The organism is Flavobacterium sp. 270, assembly GCF_004368785.1.
In the GTDB taxonomy this organism is placed as follows: domain Bacteria; phylum Bacteroidota; class Bacteroidia; order Flavobacteriales; family Flavobacteriaceae; genus Flavobacterium.
Genome location: NZ_SODM01000005.1, coordinates 338,489 through 359,002 on the forward strand (window position 1 = coordinate 338,489; position 20,514 = coordinate 359,002).

Sequence of the window (20,514 nt, forward strand, 5' to 3'; positions counted from 1 at the left end):
TTAATCACAAAAAGGATATTTCCCAGCATCCTTACCTTTTTTCTCCGAAGGAATAATCAAATGCGATTCAAACTTTTTACCATTCAAAACATCATTTGTAAAATCTAAAACATATTGCTGTCCCTGATGAAAAAGATAACCCGAGAATTCATGTCCTCCACCGCAGAAAGTAATCAGTTCAATATCTTTATGTAAATCTAATACATGATTGTAAACCGCATAAGACCCAAAAAGAATCAGCCAGCCAGAAGCATTAGTCGGGCAGGAGCGGTGAGAACCCGCATTGTAAGGAACCGTATCGTCATTATTTCCGTGTGCCAATAACATCGGAATTACATTTTCTTTCGTAATCAAATTAATATCCTGAATAGCACCCGAATTTCCAATAAAACCTTTGTATTTAAAGTTTTCAGGAAGATTGTTTTTGTATAAATTCATCAGTTTATAATCCCAATACGTAGCTTGAAAACCAATTTCGGCACCGGCGCTGATTCCGGAAATAAAGATTTTAGAAGCATCAATATTATATTTATTCGCATTTTCAATCAAATAAGAAGTCGCCTGCCACATGTCGCTCACGCCAATCTGAATCGCTTTTATCTTTTCGGTTAAAGTTCCTTTACATCCAAAATCCTTTCCTTTCATATACAAACTGTACGAAATGCTGGCAACCGCATAACCGTTTTTTGCCATAAACATTCCGAATTCTTTCTCGCTTGTGCGTGCTCCGCCAGAGAATCCGCCACCGAAAGCAAACATAATCAACGGAATTTTTTCTCCTGCTTTTACTTTTGGTAAGTATAAATCTAAATCAAGTTTGAGTGTGTCATTCTGAAAGTAAGTCATTGTTTTGACTTCCTGTGCCTGAATAGAATTTATAGTTAAAGCGATAAGTAGTAAAAGGATTTTTTTCATTTGTGTATGTTTTAATCTCGCAAAGTCGCGGAGGCGCAAAGTTTTTTAGGTTTTCCTTTTAAACTTTGCGACTTCGCGACTTTGCGAGCAAATTTCTGCTAGTTGTTTTCTCAAATATAAAAGTTTGCCACGAATTTCACGAATTTTCGCGAATTTTAATTTTTAGGGATTTAGAAAAAGCATTCCAAACGTAACAAATTTCAAATCAAATTTAATTAGTGAAATTCGTGAAATTCGTGGCAAAAAACAAGAACATTTCCGTGAGCAAAAAATCTAAAATCTAAAATCAAAAATCTGAAATCAAAACCGTATATTTGCGTTTATTTTTAATTACGAATGGAGAACGATAAAGAAAAAAACACCGCCGAATTTTACGAAAGATTAAAGGTAGAGTTGGATAACTCAAATACCTGGCCTGCAGAATATTTATATAAATTTATTGTGCCTTCTGTTGCTGACAATGTAGAGCGAGTAGAAAAAGCTTTTGACAGAATGGGTGCAGTAATTAAGACCACAAAATCTAAAACAGGTAAATTCACCAGCGTTTCTGTAGATGTAACTATGCACAGCGCCGATGATGTAATCGCAAAATACAAAGAAGTATCTACAATAGAAGGTATAGTTTCATTATAACTTATGAACGAAAAATATAAAAAAGAAATCGCGAATGATGTTGTTTTCAATTTAGAATATAATTCTGAAAGACAGCGTTTACTTATTCCCGAATATGGTCGTCATTTGCAAAAACTGATCGATCAGGCAACTGTTATTGAAGACGCCGAAACGCGTAACAAAGCAGCCAAATATATCATACAAGTTATGGGAAGTCTGAATCCGCATTTGCGTGATGTGCCAGATTTTCAGCATAAACTATGGGATCAGTTGTTTATTATGTCTGATTTTAAATTAGATGTAGAATCTCCGTATCCAATTCCGTCGCGTGATGTATTGCAATTGAAACCAGATGTACTTCATTATCCGCAAAACTTCCCGAAATATAGATTTTATGGTAACAATATCAAATACATGATTGATGTTGCCAATAAATGGGAAGACGGCGAAATGAAAAATGCATTGGTATTGGTAATTGCTAATCACATGAAAAAATCATATTTAAGCTGGAACAAAGACACAGTAAAAGACGATGTGATTTTTGAGCATTTATATGAATTGTCTGGAGGAAAAATCAACTTGTTGCAAAGTACAGAAGAACTTTTGAACACGACAGATTTAATGCGTACCAACAAGCGTATGTCGAATAAAATTTCGCCAGCCGGACAGCCAAAAATTCAAAGCAACAAGAATAACAACAATAATAAAGGCGGAAAACCAAAACCTTTTCAGAAAAATAATAATCAAAAATAAAAAAGAGGCTAAGTGCCTAAGCTTCTAAGATTTTAGCTCAGAACCTTAGAACCTCAGTAACTCAGAACCTTAAAATAATAATCAAAAGAACGTTTAATAAAGTTACTAAGATACTAAGGGACTAAGATGCTAAGTTTTTTTAGCTCAGAACCTCAGAATCTCAGAACCTTAGCAACTTAAAAAGAAAATATGGGAGTATTTAAAATTGAAGGCGGAATATCATTAAAAGGAGAAATTACGCCACAAGGCGCAAAAAACGAGGCATTACAAATTTTATGTGCCGTACTTCTTACAGGAGATAAAGTAAGAATTAATAATATTCCTGACATTATTGACATCAATAAATTAATCACATTGCTGGGGAATTTAGGGGTGAAAATTCAAAGAAACGAACCAGGTTCTATTACATTTCAAGCCGATGAGGTAAATGTTGGTTATTTAGAAACGGAAGCTTTCAAAAAAGAAGGTGGAGCTCTTCGTGGTTCTATTATGATTGTTGGACCGCTTTTAGCTCGTTTCGGAAAAGGATATATTCCAAAACCGGGAGGAGATAAAATTGGCCGTCGTAGATTAGATACGCACTTTGAAGGTTTTATTAATCTTGGAGCAAAATTTAGATATAACAGAGAAGATCACTTTTACGGAGTAGAATCTCCTGCAGAAGGATTACAAGGAACAGATATGTTACTTGACGAAGCTTCTGTTACCGGAACTGCAAATATCGTAATGGCTGCAGTTTTGGCAAAAGGTCAAACAACAGTTTACAACGCTGCATGTGAGCCTTATTTGCAACAATTGTGTAAAATGCTAAACTCTATGGGAGCTAAAATCACTGGAGTTGGTTCTAACTTATTGACAATTGAAGGAGTTGAAAGCCTTGGCGGATGCGAGCACAGAATTCTTCCTGATATGATCGAAATCGGTTCTTGGATTGGTCTTGCGGCTATGACAAAAAGCGAAATCACAATCAAAAATGTAAGCTGGGAAAATTTAGGTTTGATTCCGAATACTTTTAGAAAACTTGGAATTACGATTGAAAAACGTAACGACGATATTTACATTCCTGCTCACAAAGACGGGTACGAAGTAAAAACAGATATTGATGGTTCTATTTTAACAATTGCAGATGCACCGTGGCCAGGTTTTACGCCTGATTTATTAAGTATTGTTTTGGTTGTAGCAACACAAGCAAAAGGCGATGTTTTAATTCATCAAAAAATGTTTGAAAGCCGTTTGTTCTTCGTTGATAAATTAATCGATATGGGAGCAAAAATCATGTTATGCGATCCGCACAGAGCGGTGGTTATGGGACATAATTTTGAATCTCAATTGAAAGCAACAACAATGTCTTCTCCTGATATTCGCGCAGGAATCTCATTATTGATTGCAGCATTATCTGCTAAAGGAACAAGTACAATTCAGAACATCGAACAAATCGACCGTGGATACGAGCGTATCGACGAGCGTTTAAGAGCAATTGGCGCAAAAATTATTAGAGCGTAAAAAAGTTAGCCACGAATTTCACGAATTTCACGAATTTTTAAAATGAAGATTTGTGTAATTAGTGAAATTCGTGGCAAAATAAATAGTCGTTAAATGACAAACGAACAAAAAGCTATAAAAGCTACTATCTTCAGTATAGTCGGAAACACCTGCTTGGCCCTTGTAAAAGGATTGGCAGGTTTTTTTGGCAATTCTTATGCCTTGATTGCTGATGCGATCGAATCAACTACGGACATATTTTCGTCTTGTCTGGTTTTATTCGGAATCAAGTATTCTAATAAACCGGCTGATGAAAATCACCCATACGGACATGGGCGCGCCGAACCTTTAATTACTTTTTTGGTTGTTGGATTTTTGATTACTTCGGCAACTATTATTGGTTACGAAAGTATTGCCAATATTCAGACTTCGCACGATTTACCAAAATCATGGACACTTTATGTTTTAGGAGCTATTATTATCTGGAAAGAATATTCTTTTCGTTTGGTAATGAAACGCAGTAAACAAACCAATAGTTCGTCTCTTGCAGCAGATGCATGGCACCACCGTAGTGATGCAATTACTTCGGTTGCCGCATTTATCGGAATTTCTTTTGCTTTAATTATGGGCAAAGGTTACGAGTCTGCAGATGATTGGGCCGCACTTTTTGCTGCTTTTTTTATTTTATACAACAGCTATAAAATTTTTAGACCTGCGCTTGGTGAAATCATGGATGAAAACCTAAACGATGATTTAGTCGAAGAAATTCGTGTAAAAGCATTAAAAGTTCCTGGCATTTTAGGAACCGAAAAATGTTTCATCCGCAAAGCCGGAATGAAATATCATGTAGATCTGCATGCCATTGTTTCAGCAAAAATTTCGGTAAAAGAGGGACATGATTTATCACATAAACTTCAAGATACACTTAAAGAATTAATTCCCCAATTAGGCAATGTTTTGATACATATTGAGCCGGATGATTATCATTGAGAGAGGTTTAAATGTTCAGGGTTACAAAGGTGCAAAGATGTTGAGGCGCTAAATTTCTGAGATTTTAAGATTTCCTATTTGTCCGGCTGAACGAAGTCGAAGCCCACGCAAAGCATATCAAGTTTCAAAATAAAATTTAGTTTCTCGTAGATTTAGCGGATTCAGCGAATTCTCCTAATATGAAAAATCTCTAAAATCTGCTAAATCTGCGGGAAAAAACCTTTGTACCTTTGTACCTCATAACCTTTGCCCCTTTTAATTCAATACATTCAAAATCTTCAAGCCAAAAACAACACCATTTTGTTGTATTCCGCCTTGATAAGAATGCACATAATCTACTCTGAAGAATTTAAATTTTCCAAAACCAAGATTGTCCAAACCAACAGTAAACTCGGTATATGGTTTTCTATCGGGAATGGCGAGCGAATGAAAACCTAAATTCATAGTCGATTTTAAAAGATTCAACAACGGAATTTTATTCATAATAAAACCAGTGTCATTGTATTCTAAATGATTTTCAAGATAACTGTCGTTTGTACTATTTGCATAGTACGGCATTAAATTAAAAACATTTAAATAACGATCGCTCGTGCCGATATGCGTTTGATTTCCGTTAAAATGTCTGTAATCTATAAAAGAGATATTTTCGGCATTAAAGAATTTTCCGGCTCTAAAATTCATTCCCAAAACACCTTTATTTCCTAACGATAAATCATATTGTACTGAAGCACCAATTCGTTCAAATTCATAATTTTTCTCGCTTGCTGCAAATGCTTTTTCAAAAGTTAAAAATACAGTAGGGTATTTGTCGTCTTTGAAATTATATCTTCCGTCTGGCCTTGAAATATATTTGTTTCCGAAATTAATTTTGGCAGTCAATGTCGCTTTGAATAAATGATGCGGATCAAAAGCAAGAGTTTCAAAATCATTTGGCGCAAGCGGATTATTAGAAGAATAAATATCATCTCTTTTAAAGAACGAATAATCTGTTGTATTAAAAAGAGGTTTTCGCTGTTCATAAGCTACTTTAGCAAACAAATTTACTCCATTTGCCACATCCTGCGCATAATTAATCTGAGCAAATTCTAAATTGTAAAGTTTCATGTAGTTGTCTTTAAAAAATAAAGAACTTACCGAATTGACAATTTTACTTATAGGTTCAGCACTATTATACTGAGCCACTTTTGTTCCGCCAGAAACGCCTATTGTAGCATAATTTATATTGTTGAATTTATGATAAAATTCTCCGGTAACACGAAAACGCTCGTCTGAAAAACCATAATTAAAAGTAGTTTTGATAGAAGTGCTTTTTCCTTTTTCGTCATCCCAATTTCTAAAAGAAAAGCCAGAATCAAAATTAAAACCCTGAACCGTATTAAAACTTAAAGAAGCAATATTTAATAATCCGTCATATTTAAAAGCATATTTTTTGAAAGTATTCTTGTAATCGTAGCCCATTAAAATGTCGAAAATTTTAAACTTGTTGCCTTTTGCATCAACAGAATCAGTGTATTTCTGCGATTTTCTTATGGTTTGCAAACTGTCTTTTTTGGTGTAATCAGCACTTTCTTCAATTGTCAGCGGAATTGGTCGAATTTCATTCCAAAAGGCGTCATCTTTCTTATTCGCATTGGCTTCAAAAGCAACAATTTCGTTACCAAAAGTCTTCTTTTGAAAAGCATCCGGAAACTCATAATTAGAATAAACATAATTAAATTGTCCCGAAAATTTGATACCAAAAACTCCCGCATTAAAAGATAAAGTCTGAGCGTTTTTCGACCAGATTTTATTTTTAGAATTATAACTAAAGCTTTGTTTTAAAGTCATTAATTCAGTGAATTCATTTTTCATTCGGTAACCTTTTATATCCAGATCTATCGCATAAATCGCAAAACTGTCGTCAACAATATAAATATAACCTTCAAAAACAGGTTCTTTATCTCGTTTTGGCGTTACTTTAATCTTGTTGATTTCCTGATTGTTGGAATCAAAAAAAGTACCTTCTAATTTGTATTTATAATAATTGAAAGCGTTATCGGCAATTGGAGATATTAACTTTACATCAAAATCCAGCGTATTATCATAAAAATCATAAGTAGATAACGCAGCAGTATTGTAGCTGTAACCTCTATTGTTTCCAGAGATTTTTGAAGCAACAATATTTTCTTTGAGTTTATTCGGTTTCTCAAAACTGACCTTAGAAATGGTTTCAGATAAATATAAAATACCTGTTCCTGTAGAATCTAAATTAGAAGCCATATCTGGGCCAAGATCTATCTTTTTACCTAATATTTTTTTAGGCAGATCTTTAACTTTAAACATTCCTTTAGAATAAAAATCAGCAGTGTATCGGGAAGTTTTTTCGGAGTTTTCTTTTTTATTGGCAATGGCACTTTTTATAATCGCGTTTGCAGGATTATTTTTAGGATCAATTACAACTTCGTTTAAAGCAAAACTTTCTTCCTGCAGCTGCACATCCAAAACAATTGTTTTAGAATCTGGAGAGACAGAAATCTTTTGTGTTTTAAAACCTAAATATTGAAATGTGATTTTATTTTTGCCAATTTCTTTGACATTCAGCTGATATTTCCCCTGTTCATTTGAAGTTGTACCGCTATAGGTGTTTTCCTCAAAAACGGAAACAAAAGGCAGTGGATTTCCTTTTTGATCTGTAATTGTTCCTTTGATTTGAGCAAAGTTGGAAATTGAAAAAAGTATAAAGGCAAATAAAATATAGTTTCTCATAAAGTATTTTTCTATATCAAAAATACAAGATGAAAAAATGCTGCTTATTAAAAATTTGTTAAAAGAAATCTTATAAGAATGATTGAATTGCTAATTCGTAGATTTTTAAGCCAAAACCTAAAATAACACCTTTTGCATTTCCGGATAAATACGATTGATGTCTAAAACTTTCGCGGGCATATGTATTAGAAATGTGAACTTCTATAACTGGAGTTGTCACCGCTTTCATAGCATCGCCCAAACCAATTGAAGTGTGCGTGTATGCGCCGGCGTTTAAAATAATTCCGTCAAAAGTAAAGCCAACTTCCTGAATTTTCCCGATCAATTCTCCTTCAATATTGCTTTGATAATAGGAAAGTTCAACGTTTGGAAATTTTGTCTGCAGGATTTCAAAATAATCTTCAAAGGTTTGACTTCCGTAAACTTCTGGTTCGCGTTTTCCTAAAAGATTTAAATTGGGTCCGTTGATGATGCAGATTTTCATGTTTTTATGCTTTGCTTTAAATTGAATTATTAGTATTAGAATTGAATCTTGTAAAAATAAAAAAACCGTTCCAAATATTAGAACGGTTTATATAAAAGTATGTGATATTATTTTTTAGAACATAAATCCTGCTGATAATTGTACTACTGAGTTTTTAACATCTGCATTTTTAGAAGCTTCTGTTAATCCTAAACCATAACGAGCCTGAACAAATATACCTTCAGTAATTTTTAAGCCTAAACCAGCGTTAACACCAAACTCAAAAGTTTCAGCATCTTTAACGTCAAAATTATTTTTCTCGCTTACTAAAAATGAAGCTTGTGGCCCAACTTCTAAACTTAATGATTTAGTCATATAGATTTTAGCCATTACAGGAATTGATATATAACCTAATTCATTTTTAAAGTCTTGTACAGCATTTTTGTAAGTTGCTCCTTGTGTTGAATACAAAAGCTCTGGCTGAATCGAGAATTTTTCAAGTAATTTAACTTCAGCTACTAAACCTGCATGGTAACTAGTAATTCCGTCTTTATCAAAAGCAACACCATTAAGTGATGCATCTCCAGTTTGACTTGCAAAGTTAACCCCTGCTTTTACACCAATTTTTAATAATTGTGCTTGTATTGTAGCTGATGTTGCAAGGAACAGGACAGCTGCTAAAAGTATCTTTTTCATAAATGTGTTTTTTAAAAGTTTGGTATTATTTATAAATGTTATTTACTGGTCAAAACTACAAATTCAGAAAATTATTGTTTTATATTTTAGTTTATTTAATTAATAAAATTCCCACTAAGTCGATTTTAAACCTCTGTAATATCCTGTATTTTGGTGTTTTTTGTTGTTAATCAATGATTTGATGTGTTTATTCTGTTTGTCTTATTTTAATACTTTATTTTCTTTTAGGGGATGTTTTTTTGTAAGTCTAATTTTACTTTTGAGGTTGTAATTAAAAAAATACAATATGAAAAAAATGATTTTTGCTGCTTTGGCAGTATTGACTTTCGGATTTGCTAATGCTCAAGAGCAAACAGCAAAAGGAAAATGGTTAATTGAAACTAATACTGGTTTCGGAGCTACTAACGTAGGAAATACAGGATTCCGTTTAAGCTCGCAGGATGGAGAAACTGAGTGGGGAGTTGGAGCTGAAGCAGGTTACTTCGTTGCTGATAATTTAGCTGTAAAAGCTGGTTTAGGTTATAATGACCAAGGTCATAGTGTAAATTCAATCGCTTACAAAGTGGGTGCAAAGTATTATTTGCTTAACAAGTTTCCTTTAGAAGCTTCTTACACTGGAGCAAGTATAAAAGGTGCTGATGAAAATCCATCTTACTTAGGATTACAAGGTGGTTATGCTTTATTTATTGGAAAAAACATTTCAATTGAGCCAGGATTACGTTACAACATTTCGTTAAATGACGATTATGGTAAAGATGTATTTCAATTAAATGTTGGATTTGCATTGCATTTTTAATCTTTTAGACGATAAAAAATCTTTAAAAAGCTTTCTCATTTTGGGAAAGCTTTTTTGTTATTGAAATATTAATCTTGTTAATTTTAAAATCCGCAAAAATGTATGGATTTGCTTTTTTTAGTGAGAAATATAAGATTAATATATTTTAAATCAATGTAATACAGCTGATAATGATTTTTTATTTTAACTTTAAGTAATTGTTTTTTAATTTGTTTTATTAGGAAATTTAATATACGTTTTTTAGGTTTGTTTTCTAAACTTTAACGAAATAAAAAAATGAAAAAAATTGTTTTATCACTAGTTGCGATTTTAGCATTTGGATTTGCAAATGCTCAGCAAACAAGATTTGGAGTAAAGGGAGGTCTTAATGTTGCTTCTTTTGCAGGAGGAAATTATTGGGATGCAAAATCTTTAATAGGTTTTCAAGTAGGAGGTTTTGCAGAAATTAAAGTTATTGAGAGATTGGCTATTCAGCCAGAGGTTTTGTTTTCTACGCAAGGTGCTAAACTTGAAGGACCTGGAAGCAGCGATTTCGATTCTAAATTAAATTATATTAACGTTCCGGTTTTAGCCAAATTTTTTATTACAAAACAATGGACAGTAGAGGCAGGTCCTCAAATAGGTTTCTTAGTATCTGCAAAACAAGAAGGTGAAGATGTAAAAGATCTTTATAAATCTACAGATTTTGGTTTTAATTTTGGTGGTGGTTATAACTTTACAGACAATTTTTCTGTAGGTGTTCGCTATACAGTAGGTTTATCGAATGTTGCAGATTACAATGCAGAGGATTTTGATGAATATTATGACAGTCCAAAAAACAGTGTTTTTGCAATTTCTGCAGCTTATAAATTCTAATTTTTGAATTTAAAATATATTTAAAACCTTCTCTAAACGGGAAGGTTTTTTTATGCCTAAAATGTTTTACTTTGTAGTTATGAATTGGAATAGATATATAAAAGATTATCAATCGTATTTGCGGATAGAAAGAGGAATGTCTAAAAATACAATCGAAAACTACAGCTTTGATATTGAGCGTTTGTGTCTTTTTTTAGAAGTAAATAATATTGATATTTCGCCTCTAAAAATTACAGATGAAACTTTACAGCAGTTTATTTACGAAGTAGCCAAAGAAGTAAATCCGCGATCACAGGCAAGAATAATCTCCGGTTTAAAAAGTTTTTTCAGTTATTTAATTTTTGAAGACTACAGAAACGATAATCCCCTTGAATTAATAGAAAGTCCAAAAACCGGAAGAAAACTCCCAGATACACTTTCTGTTGAAGAAATTGATTCACTAATTGCTGTTATAGATTTAAGTTCAAACGAAGGCGAGAGAAATCGTGCCATGCTGGAAACCTTATACGGTTGCGGACTTCGTGTTTCAGAATTAATTTCACTTAAAATTTCAGACCTCTTTTTTGAAGAAAGTTTTATAAAAATTACCGGAAAAGGAAATAAAGAACGTTTTGTTCCAATCGGTAAATTTGCGCAGCGATATATAGAAACCTACCAAAAAGAAATTCGCTCAAACCTGATCATAAAAAAAGGTTTTGAAGATACTTTATTCCTAAACCGAAGAGGAGGACAACTCACTCGTGCCATGGTATTTACGATTATAAAAAGTTTAGCACTTAAGGTCGGTTTAAAGAAAAATATCAGTCCGCATACCTTGCGTCATTCTTTTGCAACCCACTTGTTGGAAAATGGTGCAGACCTAAGATCTATTCAGCTTATGTTGGGTCATGAATCGATTACTACTACCGAAATTTATGTGCATTTAGATCGAAGTTTTTTAAAAGAAGTGATGCATTCTTTTCATCCAAGGAAATAATTTTGTCAGAAAGCCGTTATTTCTAAAGGAATAATTAATATATTGTGTTAAATTATTAATCAAATTTAATTTTATCGGTTTAAATTATGTTTTTATCGTTTTGGAAATAAAAATTGTAAGTATTTACCTAAAATAGTAATATATGGTTTTTGATTTGTATGGAAATGAAGATTGCATAGAGGTGAATAATTTTTACAAAAAATTGTTTGCAGAAATGCCCGATTTGCTTTTTCAGTTTGTTATCGACAAAAATAATAATTATTCTTTTCCCCTTGTCAGCAAATCTGCTGACGATATTTTTGAACTTCCGGTAAGTAAGTTTACCAACGAGATAATCTATATTATTTACGATAGAATTTTTGCGCAGGATCGCGAAATGTTTTTTCAATCTTTGGTCAAAGCACGAAAAGAAATAAAACCCTGGGAAATTGAGTTTAGAGCCGTACTGCCCGTAAAAGGTTTGAGATGGTTTAAAATTTCAGCAAAATCAGAACAATCACCAGATGAAAAAGTCAGCTTTTTTGGCCACGTTTCTGATATTACCGATTTAAAAGATAAAGAAGAAAAACTTCGAATTTCAGAAGAACGCTTTCAGTTTGCGCTTGATGCGTCAACAGTTGGTATTTGGGATTGGGATATGATGACCAATAGTGTTTTTTATTCTTCACTTTCGCTTAAAATTTTAGAATTAGAATCAACAGATATTTTTGATGATCCAGAGCGCTGGGATAAAATTGTGCATCCCGATGATCTTCCAAAATATTATTCAGATATTCAGGAACATTTTGATAATAAGATTCCATACTACGAAAATTACCATCGTGTAATGACTTCGAGCGGTAATTACAAATGGATTTTAGATCGCGGAAAAGTAATCAAGCGAGATGAAGATGGAAAACCAATGCGCGTTATTGGAACTCATACTGATGTTTCTCTGCAAAAAGAAAAAGAACTCGATCTAATCAAAACAATGAAATTGTACAGCGATCAAAACAGTAGATTGCTGAATTTTTCTCATATCGTTTCGCACAATTTGAATACGCAGGCAGGAAACATAAAATCGATTTTAGATTTTATTGATGCCGATGTAGAAAAAGAAACTGTTTCTGAAATGCTGGAACATCTGCGTACGGTTTCGAATGATTTAAATGAAACCATTTCAAATTTAACCCAGATCGTAAAAACGCAGAATAACATAAACATTGCTGTTGTGCCGTTGAAGATTTGTGAATACATCGACAAAACAGTTTCGACCATAAAAGGCTACGACAAGCAGACAAAAGTTACGATTGTAAATAATGTTCCAAAATACCTGACGATTAATTTTAATCCGGCTTATCTGGAAAGTGTTTTGCTGAATTTTACCACGAATGCTATAAAATATGCGCATCCGGATCGCGACCCAATAATTACGTTTGATTTTTCGATAGAGCCCGAAGGTTATAAATCGCTAAAAATTACAGACAACGGTTTAGGTATTGATTTGAGCATTTACGGAGATTTACTTTTTGGGATGTATAAAACATTTCACAAACATGAGGAAGCAAGAGGAATTGGATTGTATATCACCAGAAATCAAATAGAAGCCATGAAAGGAAGTATTTCTGTAGAAAGTGAAGTTGGAGTAGGGACTTGTTTTAAAATCGTTTTTAACGATATGTAAATAACTTTATTGGGTTAGGCAAAGTGTAATGAATTAATCTTGTCATTTCGACGAAGGAGAAATCTCCGCGAGAAACTCCACAAACATTGAATTACAAAGTCGAGCTGCTTGCGAAGATTTCTCCTTCGTCGAAATGACAATATTGAGTATAAATAAAATAATAAAGGCTGTCTTTTTGAGACAGCCTTTATTATTTTTTATAAGAAATGAGAATTACTTCGCAATATTAACTGCTCTTGTTTCTCTAATTACAGTTACTTTAACCTGACCTGGATAAGTCATTTCTGTTTGTATTTTTTGTGAAATTTCAAAAGATAAGTTTGCTGCATTATCATCAGAAACTTTTTCACTTTCTACAATTACACGAAGTTCTCTACCTGCTTGAATAGCGTAAGCATTTTTTACACCATTAAATCCGTAAGCTACTTCTTCAAGATCTTTCAAACGTTGAATGTATGAATCCAGAACCTGACGTCTAGCGCCTGGTCTAGCTCCGGAAATAGCATCACAAACCTGAATAATTGGAGATAATAATGATTTCATTTCAATCTCGTCGTGGTGAGCTCCAATTGCATTACAAACCTCTTCTTTTTCACCATATTTTTCAGCCCACTGCATACCTAGCAATGCGTGTGGTAAATCACTTTCTGTATCCGGCACTTTACCAATATCGTGAAGTAAACCAGCTCTTTTAGCCAATTTCACATTCAATCCTAACTCAGCAGCCATAATACCGCAAAGTTTAGAAACCTCTCTTGAGTGCTGTAATAAGTTTTGTCCGTAAGAAGAACGGTATTTCATTCTACCAACCACTTTTATCAATTCAGGGTGTAAACCGTGAATTCCTAAATCGATAACGGTACGTTTACCAACTTCGATAATTTCGTCGTCAATTTGTTTTGCTGTTTTAGCAACCACTTCTTCAATACGCGCCGGGTGAATACGTCCGTCAGTAACCAATTTGTGCAAAGACAAACGAGCAATTTCTCTACGAACAGGATCAAAACAAGAAAGGATAATAGCTTCTGGCGTATCATCAACAATGATTTCAACTCCTGTTGCAGCTTCTAATGCTCTAATGTTACGACCTTCACGACCAATAATTCTACCTTTTACGTCATCAGATTCAATGTTGAAAACAGAAACGCAATTTTCAACCGCTTCTTCTGTACCAACTCTTTGAATGGTATTGATGATGATTTTTTTAGCTTCTTGTTGTGCAGTAAGTTTTGCCTCTTCAATAGTATCCTGAATATGAGACATCGCTTTACTTTTAGCTTCAGCTTTTAAACCTTCTACTAATTGCTCTTTTGCTTCTTCGGCAGAAAGCCCAGAAATAACTTCAAGTTGTTGCAATTGACTTTTGTGTAATTTGTCAACTTCAGCTTGCTTTTTGTCTAGAACTTCAATTTTAGTGCTAAATTCTAATGTTTTAGCTTCAAAATCATCATTTACTTTTTTAGCTTTAGATAATTCGTTTGAAACCTGAGATTCTTTATCGCGAACTCTTTTTTCTACTTCCGCTACTTTTTTATCTCTGGCTAAAATAACTTGTTCGTGTTCTGATTTAAGTTCGATAAAACGTTCTTTTGCCTGAAGGATTTTATCTTTTTTAATATTTTCAGCTTCTAAATTAGCGTCTTTTAAAATTGAAGAAGCTTCTTTTTTAGCGTTTTTGATGAGATTTGAAATATTGCTTTTTTCGATAATTTTAGCGATTGCAAAACCTGCTGCAATCCCTATTATACCTGAAATAATGATCGTTATGTCCATGTTTGTTAAAATTTATATATAAAAAAAGCCTACATTAATTGCTTGAATAAACTCGTAAAGACAAGTTTTGAGCTAACTCACTGTTCAAGTTTCCTCGCAATAAAGCGTGGCATGCTATAGTAGTGATGATTCGCTCATTCTAAATTGTTAGTGTTGAGTTTACCAATTGTGAACTAATGTAGGCAGTATCTTAGTTTCTGTAAAGAACGTTTAATTTTCGAGATATTGATCTAAAAGCGAATTTAATCTTTTAATTCTTTCAATGGTTTCTTCGCCATCGATAGCGTTATCAATTTGTTTTTGTTCTACCTGTGATGCAAATTGCAGGGCACACATAGCCAGTACATCTTGTTTGTCGCGAACTGCGTAACTTTCTTCGAATTGCTTGATCATAGCATCAATTTTTTTAGAAGCACTTCTAAGCCCTTCTTCCTGAGACGGTTCAACCGTAAGCGGGTAAACTCTGTCTGCAATTGATATTTTTATTCTAAGCTTTCCGTCCATGTTTTCTAGTCTGATAGTTGTGCTATACAGTAATCAATTTCGCGAATTAATGAATTTATTTTAAGCTTTGTCTCTCTCTTGTTATTGTCGCTGCCGAGCAACGAATTGGCTATTTTAAGTGTTTCATATTGCTTCTTCAAAGCCTCCATTTCTTCAGATTGTTTCTGGATAATTTGCGCAGCTTTGGTCAATTCTAATCGTAATACCTGATTGTTTTTCTCTAAAGCTTTAGATTTCTCAAAAAGCTTTTCGACTTTATATTCAAGAGTATCAATTATTTCTGCAATTACACTCATTATAAATCCTATTCATTACTTAATCTTACAAAGTTAATATTCCTTTTTATTAATGCAATTTTTTATCGATTTTTTTGCATTAAAAATAAGCAATGAGATGAAATTCAATCAATTGTGTTTTTATGAGTTTTATCTTCGGATTTTGCCTGTTAATTTTTTATCTTAGCAAAAATGTTGCTCATGAGATTATCTATACTTACCTTCCTGATTTATACTTCTATTTTTGCCCAAACGCAGTATCCTAAAGATTATTTTCGTCCGCCGCTAGATATACCGATGCAGCTTTCCGGGAATTTTGGAGAATTAAGACCCAATCATTTTCATGCTGGTTTTGACTTAAAAACCAACCAGCGCGAGGGATTGAACGTTTATGCAATCGCAGACGGCTACGTTTCGAGAATAAAAATTTCTACTTTCGGAAACGGAAAATGTATTTATATCACGCATCCAAACGGATATACTTCTGTGTACGGACATTTGCAGACTACCGTTGGACCAATTCAGGATTATGTAAAAAAAGAACATTATGCCGCAAAAGCGTATGAAATTGAGTTTTTTCCTAAACCAAACGAACTTCCTATTACAAAAGGACAATTAATTGCCCTTTCGGGAAATACGGGTTCTTCGGAAGGACCGCATTTGCATTTTGAAATTCGCGATTCAAAAACAGAATTCGTAATTAATCCTATATTTTTTGGTTTTGATCAAAATTTAAAAGACACCAAAAAGCCTACAATCTCAAGTTTGTATGTTTATCCGCTTTATAATTCAACCGTTAATCAATCGAAACAGCCTTTATTATTAAATATGGCGCTTCAAAAAGACGGAACTTATTTGGCCGGAAAAGTAAAAGCTAACGGAAGAATTGGTTTTGGAATTAATGCTGTTGATAATGACGATGTTTCTCACAACAAAAACGGCGTTTTTAATGTTACCACTTTCGTGAATGGTGACCCAAATTTCAATTATCAGTTTAATACGTATTCATTTGATGAAATGCGATATGTAAATGCATTGATAGATTATCCGAGATATAAAAAATCAGGACAGCGTGTGCAGAAACTTTTCATGAAAACACCTTTTGCGTTAAGCATTATAAAAACAGATTCTCTGCGAGGTATTGTTAAGGCAGAACCAAATTTAGCCTCAGCATACAGAATTGAAGTTTCTGATTATTTCGGAAATTTAAGTACTGTGAATGTTCCGATAGAATATGATAACGCGGCGCCGGTTGTAGAAGAAGCGCCAATAACTTCAAAATATTTCATTCGATACAATAAAGATTCCAATTTTGAAAAAGATAACATGTCTGTGTTTTTTCCTACAGGAACTTTTTATGACGATTTTAATATGGATTTTGATGTAAAAAACAATCGCATTTATATTCATGAAGATATTGTTCCGGTACATTCAAATTTTACCATTACCATAAAAGACAGCACTTATGCTGAATCTTTGAAAGATAAAGTTTTTATCGCCAAAATCTCCGGAAACAGCAGAAGTTATAACGGAACGATAAGAAAAGGAAATGTTTATACTGCTAAAGCAAAAGTTTTAGGACAATATGGTTTGGTGTTAGATACTATTCCGCCAGTTATAACAATTGCAAAACCAATTCAGGACAAATGGATTAGTGATGTTAAAAAAGTTGAATTTACTATTGGCGATTCACTGTCGGGAATAAAATCTTATAACGGTTACTTAAACGGGAACTGGGTTTTGTTTGAATATGAAAATAAAACCAGAAAGATCACGCATGTTTTTGATGATGCACTTTTGGCAGAAGGAGCAAATGATTTAAAAATTGAAGTGGTTGATAATGTAGGTAATTCTACTATCTTTGAAACTCATTTTTTTAGAAGTCAACAAAAATAAAACCCAGGCATTTGAATAATAAACGGTTAATATTCGGGATTCTTTTTTTATGCATAAGTTATATTTCTTTTGCTCAAAAAGCACATATAAAAGGAGTTATTCTAGATGTCGAAAATCATCCGGTTGCTGATGTAAATGTTTCTTCTTTAGGAGTTTCGGTACAATCGGATTCAAATGGTGTTTTCGAAATTGATGTGCCTTCAAACAAAAAAGTTTCCTTAATTTTTACTCATATTTCATTAAAAATGATGAGTTTAACGGTTAGTTTAAAACCGAATGAAATTTTTATTTTTAATCCTGTTATGAACAATTCCCAAGAACAAATGGGAGAAGTTTTTGTAAGTTCGAAAAACAAAAAACGGGTTCAGGGAATTGTAAATATCGATCAAACTACTATAAAGAAAATTCCAGGTGCCAATGCCGGAATCGAAAATATTTTAAAAACACTTCCCGGCGTAAATTCAAATAACGAATTGAGTACGCAATACGCAGTTCGCGGTGGTAATTACGACGAAAATTTAGTTTATGTAAATGAAGTCGAAGTTTACCGTCCGTTTTTAATTCGTTCAGGACAGCAGGAAGGCTTAAGTTTTACCAATACCGATTTGGTGCAGAATGTTGATTTTTCTGCGGGTGGATTTCAGGCAAAATTTGGTGATAAATTATCGTCTGTTTTAGATATTACTTATAGAAAACCAACCGAATTTGGCGCTTCATTAGAAGCGAGTTTATTGGGAGGAAGTGCTTCTGTTGATCTTGTTTCTAAAAATAAAAAATGGTCTGCCGTGACCGGATTTAGATATAGAAATAATAGTCTGCTCGTTAATAGTCAGGATACAGAAACCAATTATACGCCGACTTTTGTTGATGTTCAGACGAATATTAATTATGATATTTCAGAAAAATGGCAAATGAGCTTTTTAGGAAATATTTCGCAGAATAAATATTTATATGAGCCTTTAACACGCGAAACGAAATTTGGAACAATAGATCAGCCAATGGCGCTTGCGGTTTATTATGACGGAAAAGAAAGAGACCAATACGATACTTATTTTGGTGCTTTAAAAACGACTTACAAAGTTTCTCCCGATTTTACTTTAAAATTAATAGGCTCTTTATTTCATACTACAGAAGAAGAGCACTTTGATATTTTGGCACAATACCGATTAGGAAATGCAAACTCAGATGAAGCGACCACAATTGATGATGTTGAGTTTACTCGTGGTATTGGTTCACAATTGAATCATGCCCGAAATGATTTAGACGCTTTAATCGCTAATATCGAAATTAAAGGTTTTAAGGAATGGAGAGACAGCCAATTAGAATTTGGTTTAAAATACACTAGAGAATCTATTCGTGATAGAGTAGTAGAGTGGGAAGTAATAGATTCGGCAGGGTTTTCTATAAATCCGCCAATTGTTAATCTACCAGAAAACAATCAGCCTTACGAACCTTATACAGGGCCTTTATTGCCGTATCAGGATGTTCGCGCAACGAATTTCAATACCATAAATAGATTTTCGGGTTACGCACAATTCAATCAAAAAGCAGATTTAGGTTCCAATCAGGTTTGGTATAATCTTGGGGCTCGTTTCCAAAGTTGGAATGTTGATGGCGCCGCTGTTGAAGGAAAAAATCAAATCGTTTTTAGTCCGCGAGCTCAATTTGCCATAAAACCAGATTGGGATATAGATATGATTTTCAGGCTTTCGGGCGGATTGTATTATCAACCTCCTTTTTATAGAGAATTAAGAGATTTAGACGGAGTTGTAAATCCAAATGTAAAAGCACAAGAATCAGTACACATTGTTTTGAGTAACGATTATAATTTTAAAATGTGGGATCGTCCATTTAAATGGGTTACAGAAGTGTATTATAAATCACTTTCGGATGTAAATACGTATTCTATTGATAATGTTAGAATTCGCTATGTTGCCAATAATAATGCAAAAGCGTATGCACAAGGTTTAGATTTTAGACTGAATGGAGAATTTGTTCCCGGAACAGAATCCTGGATAAGTTTTGGTTATTTAAAAACAGAAGAAAATTACGAAGACAAAGGATATATTGCGCGTCCGACAGACCAGCGTTTAAAATTTGCAATGTTGTTTCAGGATTATATGCCCAATATTCCGAGTGTAAAAGTATATTTAAATCTAGTTTACAATACTGGCCTGCCAGGTGGATCGCCTTCTTATTCTGATCCCTATTTATATCAAAACAGACTTAATGATTACCGAAGAGCCGATATTGGTTTTGCTAAAGTTTTTGTTGACAGCAGTACGCAGCTTACTAAAACAAGCTGGCTTAAAAACTTTAAAGAATTATCTATTGGTCTTGAAATTTTTAATATTTTCAACAATCAAAACGCTATTACGAATACCTGGGTACGCGATGTGTATTCCAAAAATCAATATGCAATTCCAAATTATATGACTTCAAGAGTTTTTAACGTTAAGTTGAATGCGAGGTTATGATAAAAAAACGGAAGAGAATTTTTTATGTTCCTGGATTGATTTCTTTGATTTTTATTCCGTTATTGTTTTTGCTTCACTTTTATCAAACTGATTATCTTCATGATATTAAGGGATTAGATGTGAACTTTAGAAATAATGAATCTTTTATAACAAATAAGGTTAAAGATTTAAGAAAGTATAAAGTTTTTGCTTTTGAAAGATCTATAAAATATAATAATGACAGCTTAAATAAATTACGCTTTTCTTTGAAAAAACTAAGAAGGGATAATGATACAATTAATGGAATTAGAGTTCATTTTGGAAAAAAAATGGATTACGAGGTTTTTGTTGAAGTTGTAGATATTCTTTATACAGAAAATATTTCAACTTGGATGCTTTATAATGATGACATTTGGATTTTTGAACGTCCCAAACGTGAAGATGTTGAAACAATTAAAGAAAAAGCACAGAAATCCTGTATCTGCTATATTGATCACAGTTGGGGAAAGCGACAAAGAGAGGAGGAATATAGAAAGCTTCAGGATAACTATAAAAATTATTGGATTTTATTTCTTGGCTATTTCGGCATTGTACTTCTCAATATCTTTGCTCTAGTAAAATTCAATAAAAATAAATATTAAAATCAAAAACCCTATATTTGATA

18 protein-coding genes are annotated in these 20,514 nt (G+C 33.2%); 11 read left to right on the top strand and 7 right to left on the bottom strand.

What is annotated here, in order from left to right; genetic code table 11:
• The gene (locus tag EV144_RS18840) at positions 1-915 is read right to left on the bottom strand and encodes an alpha/beta hydrolase fold domain-containing protein (RefSeq protein WP_134150699.1); all 915 of its coding nucleotides are present in this window, start codon (positions 913-915) and stop codon (positions 1-3) included.
• A gap of 336 nt (positions 916-1,251) precedes the next feature.
• On the opposite strand from EV144_RS18840, the gene EV144_RS18845 reads away from it, so the two are divergent.
• From EV144_RS18845 to EV144_RS18860, 4 genes are all read left to right on the top strand, one after another.
• The gene (locus EV144_RS18845; protein ID WP_134150700.1) at positions 1,252-1,548 is read left to right on the top strand and encodes a DUF493 family protein; all 297 of its coding nucleotides are present in this window, start codon (positions 1,252-1,254) and stop codon (positions 1,546-1,548) included.
• Positions 1,549-1,551: 3 nt separating this feature from the next.
• Positions 1,552-2,280 carry a DUF4290 domain-containing protein gene (locus tag EV144_RS18850; protein ID WP_134150701.1) on the top strand — a complete coding sequence of 243 codons (729 nt, stop codon included), beginning with the start codon at positions 1,552-1,554 and terminating at the stop codon, positions 2,278-2,280.
• Between the two features lie 189 nt (positions 2,281-2,469).
• Complete coding sequence (gene murA / locus EV144_RS18855; RefSeq protein ID WP_134150702.1) at positions 2,470-3,783, top strand: UDP-N-acetylglucosamine 1-carboxyvinyltransferase; 1,314 nt, start codon at positions 2,470-2,472, stop codon at positions 3,781-3,783.
• A gap of 93 nt (positions 3,784-3,876) precedes the next feature.
• Positions 3,877-4,752, top strand: coding sequence for a cation diffusion facilitator family transporter (locus tag EV144_RS18860; protein ID WP_134150703.1), 876 nt, complete (start codon positions 3,877-3,879; stop codon positions 4,750-4,752).
• Positions 4,753-5,007: 255 nt separating this feature from the next.
• On the opposite strand, the gene EV144_RS18865 is transcribed toward EV144_RS18860, so the two are convergent.
• The 3 genes from EV144_RS18865 to EV144_RS18875 all read right to left on the bottom strand — a co-directional run bounded on the left by EV144_RS18865 (position 5,008) and on the right by EV144_RS18875 (position 8,656).
• The gene (locus EV144_RS18865; RefSeq protein WP_134150704.1) at positions 5,008-7,497 is read right to left on the bottom strand and encodes a DUF5686 and carboxypeptidase regulatory-like domain-containing protein; all 2,490 of its coding nucleotides are present in this window, start codon (positions 7,495-7,497) and stop codon (positions 5,008-5,010) included.
• A gap of 70 nt (positions 7,498-7,567) precedes the next feature.
• On the bottom strand, positions 7,568-7,981 hold the full coding sequence (aroQ, locus tag EV144_RS18870; RefSeq protein WP_134150705.1) for a type II 3-dehydroquinate dehydratase: 414 nt from the start codon (positions 7,979-7,981) through the stop codon (positions 7,568-7,570).
• Positions 7,982-8,095: 114 nt separating this feature from the next.
• A complete protein-coding gene (locus EV144_RS18875) occupies positions 8,096-8,656 on the bottom strand; it encodes a porin family protein (protein WP_134150706.1) in 561 nt (186 codons plus the stop codon).
• 286 nt (positions 8,657-8,942) lie between these two features.
• On the opposite strand from EV144_RS18875, the gene EV144_RS18880 reads away from it, so the two are divergent.
• The 4 genes from EV144_RS18880 (at position 8,943) to EV144_RS18895 (ending at position 12,946) form a co-directional block, all read left to right on the top strand.
• Positions 8,943-9,452, top strand: coding sequence for a hypothetical protein (locus EV144_RS18880; protein WP_134150707.1), 510 nt, complete (start codon positions 8,943-8,945; stop codon positions 9,450-9,452).
• A 276-nt stretch (positions 9,453-9,728) separates the two neighbouring features.
• Positions 9,729-10,307, top strand: coding sequence for a porin family protein (locus tag EV144_RS18885; protein WP_134150708.1), 579 nt, complete (start codon positions 9,729-9,731; stop codon positions 10,305-10,307).
• Between the two features lie 79 nt (positions 10,308-10,386).
• Complete coding sequence (gene xerD, locus EV144_RS18890; protein WP_134150709.1) at positions 10,387-11,283, top strand: site-specific tyrosine recombinase XerD; 897 nt, start codon at positions 10,387-10,389, stop codon at positions 11,281-11,283.
• A gap of 142 nt (positions 11,284-11,425) precedes the next feature.
• Positions 11,426-12,946, top strand: a complete 1,521-nt coding sequence (locus tag EV144_RS18895; RefSeq protein ID WP_134150710.1) for a sensor histidine kinase — start codon at positions 11,426-11,428, stop codon at positions 12,944-12,946.
• Between the two features lie 213 nt (positions 12,947-13,159).
• Here EV144_RS18895 and rny read toward each other — a convergent pair whose 3' ends face one another.
• From rny to EV144_RS18910, 3 genes are all read right to left on the bottom strand, one after another.
• Positions 13,160-14,719, bottom strand: coding sequence for a ribonuclease Y (rny, locus tag EV144_RS18900; RefSeq protein WP_134150711.1), 1,560 nt, complete (start codon positions 14,717-14,719; stop codon positions 13,160-13,162).
• 210 nt (positions 14,720-14,929) lie between these two features.
• Complete coding sequence (locus EV144_RS18905) at positions 14,930-15,223, bottom strand: cell division protein ZapA (RefSeq protein ID WP_056246511.1); 294 nt, start codon at positions 15,221-15,223, stop codon at positions 14,930-14,932.
• A 5-nt stretch (positions 15,224-15,228) separates the two neighbouring features.
• On the bottom strand, positions 15,229-15,519 hold the full coding sequence (locus EV144_RS18910) for a hypothetical protein (RefSeq protein WP_134150712.1): 291 nt from the start codon (positions 15,517-15,519) through the stop codon (positions 15,229-15,231).
• A 180-nt stretch (positions 15,520-15,699) separates the two neighbouring features.
• Here EV144_RS18910 and EV144_RS18915 point away from each other — a divergent pair, with 180 nt between their 5' ends.
• Genes EV144_RS18915 through EV144_RS18925 form a run of 3 tightly spaced genes read left to right on the top strand, consistent with a single transcriptional unit; the run spans position 15,700 to position 20,491 of the window.
• Positions 15,700-17,394 carry a M23 family metallopeptidase gene (locus EV144_RS18915; protein ID WP_243854708.1) on the top strand — a complete coding sequence of 565 codons (1,695 nt, stop codon included), beginning with the start codon at positions 15,700-15,702 and terminating at the stop codon, positions 17,392-17,394.
• Between the two features lie 11 nt (positions 17,395-17,405).
• On the top strand, positions 17,406-19,871 hold the full coding sequence (locus EV144_RS18920) for a carboxypeptidase-like regulatory domain-containing protein (protein ID WP_134150714.1): 2,466 nt from the start codon (positions 17,406-17,408) through the stop codon (positions 19,869-19,871).
• Positions 19,868-20,491, top strand: a complete 624-nt coding sequence (locus EV144_RS18925; protein WP_134150715.1) for a hypothetical protein — start codon at positions 19,868-19,870, stop codon at positions 20,489-20,491. The genes EV144_RS18920 and EV144_RS18925 overlap by 4 nt, the downstream gene beginning before the upstream one ends.
• Positions 20,492-20,514 lie beyond the last annotated feature (23 nt).

Coding starts and splice junctions, on each gene's coding strand:
- aroQ (WP_134150705.1), bottom strand. CDS start 7,981: ATGAAAATCTGCATCATCAACGGACCCAATTTAAATCTTTTAGGAAAA.
- EV144_RS18905 (WP_056246511.1), bottom strand. CDS start 15,223: ATGGACGGAAAGCTTAGAATAAAAATATCAATTGCAGACAGAGTTTAC.
- EV144_RS18895 (WP_134150710.1), top strand. CDS start 11,426: ATGGTTTTTGATTTGTATGGAAATGAAGATTGCATAGAGGTGAATAAT.
- rny (WP_134150711.1), bottom strand. CDS start 14,719: ATGGACATAACGATCATTATTTCAGGTATAATAGGGATTGCAGCAGGT.
- EV144_RS18840 (WP_134150699.1), bottom strand. CDS start 915: ATGAAAAAAATCCTTTTACTACTTATCGCTTTAACTATAAATTCTATT.
- xerD (WP_134150709.1), top strand. CDS start 10,387: ATGAATTGGAATAGATATATAAAAGATTATCAATCGTATTTGCGGATA.
- EV144_RS18915 (WP_243854708.1), top strand. CDS start 15,700: ATGAGATTATCTATACTTACCTTCCTGATTTATACTTCTATTTTTGCC.
- EV144_RS18925 (WP_134150715.1), top strand. CDS start 19,868: ATGATAAAAAAACGGAAGAGAATTTTTTATGTTCCTGGATTGATTTCT.
- EV144_RS18845 (WP_134150700.1), top strand. CDS start 1,252: ATGGAGAACGATAAAGAAAAAAACACCGCCGAATTTTACGAAAGATTA.
- EV144_RS18910 (WP_134150712.1), bottom strand. CDS start 15,519: ATGAGTGTAATTGCAGAAATAATTGATACTCTTGAATATAAAGTCGAA.
- EV144_RS18885 (WP_134150708.1), top strand. CDS start 9,729: ATGAAAAAAATTGTTTTATCACTAGTTGCGATTTTAGCATTTGGATTT.
- EV144_RS18865 (WP_134150704.1), bottom strand. CDS start 7,497: ATGAGAAACTATATTTTATTTGCCTTTATACTTTTTTCAATTTCCAAC.
- EV144_RS18850 (WP_134150701.1), top strand. CDS start 1,552: ATGAACGAAAAATATAAAAAAGAAATCGCGAATGATGTTGTTTTCAAT.
- EV144_RS18875 (WP_134150706.1), bottom strand. CDS start 8,656: ATGAAAAAGATACTTTTAGCAGCTGTCCTGTTCCTTGCAACATCAGCT.
- EV144_RS18860 (WP_134150703.1), top strand. CDS start 3,877: ATGACAAACGAACAAAAAGCTATAAAAGCTACTATCTTCAGTATAGTC.
- EV144_RS18880 (WP_134150707.1), top strand. CDS start 8,943: ATGAAAAAAATGATTTTTGCTGCTTTGGCAGTATTGACTTTCGGATTT.
- murA (WP_134150702.1), top strand. CDS start 2,470: ATGGGAGTATTTAAAATTGAAGGCGGAATATCATTAAAAGGAGAAATT.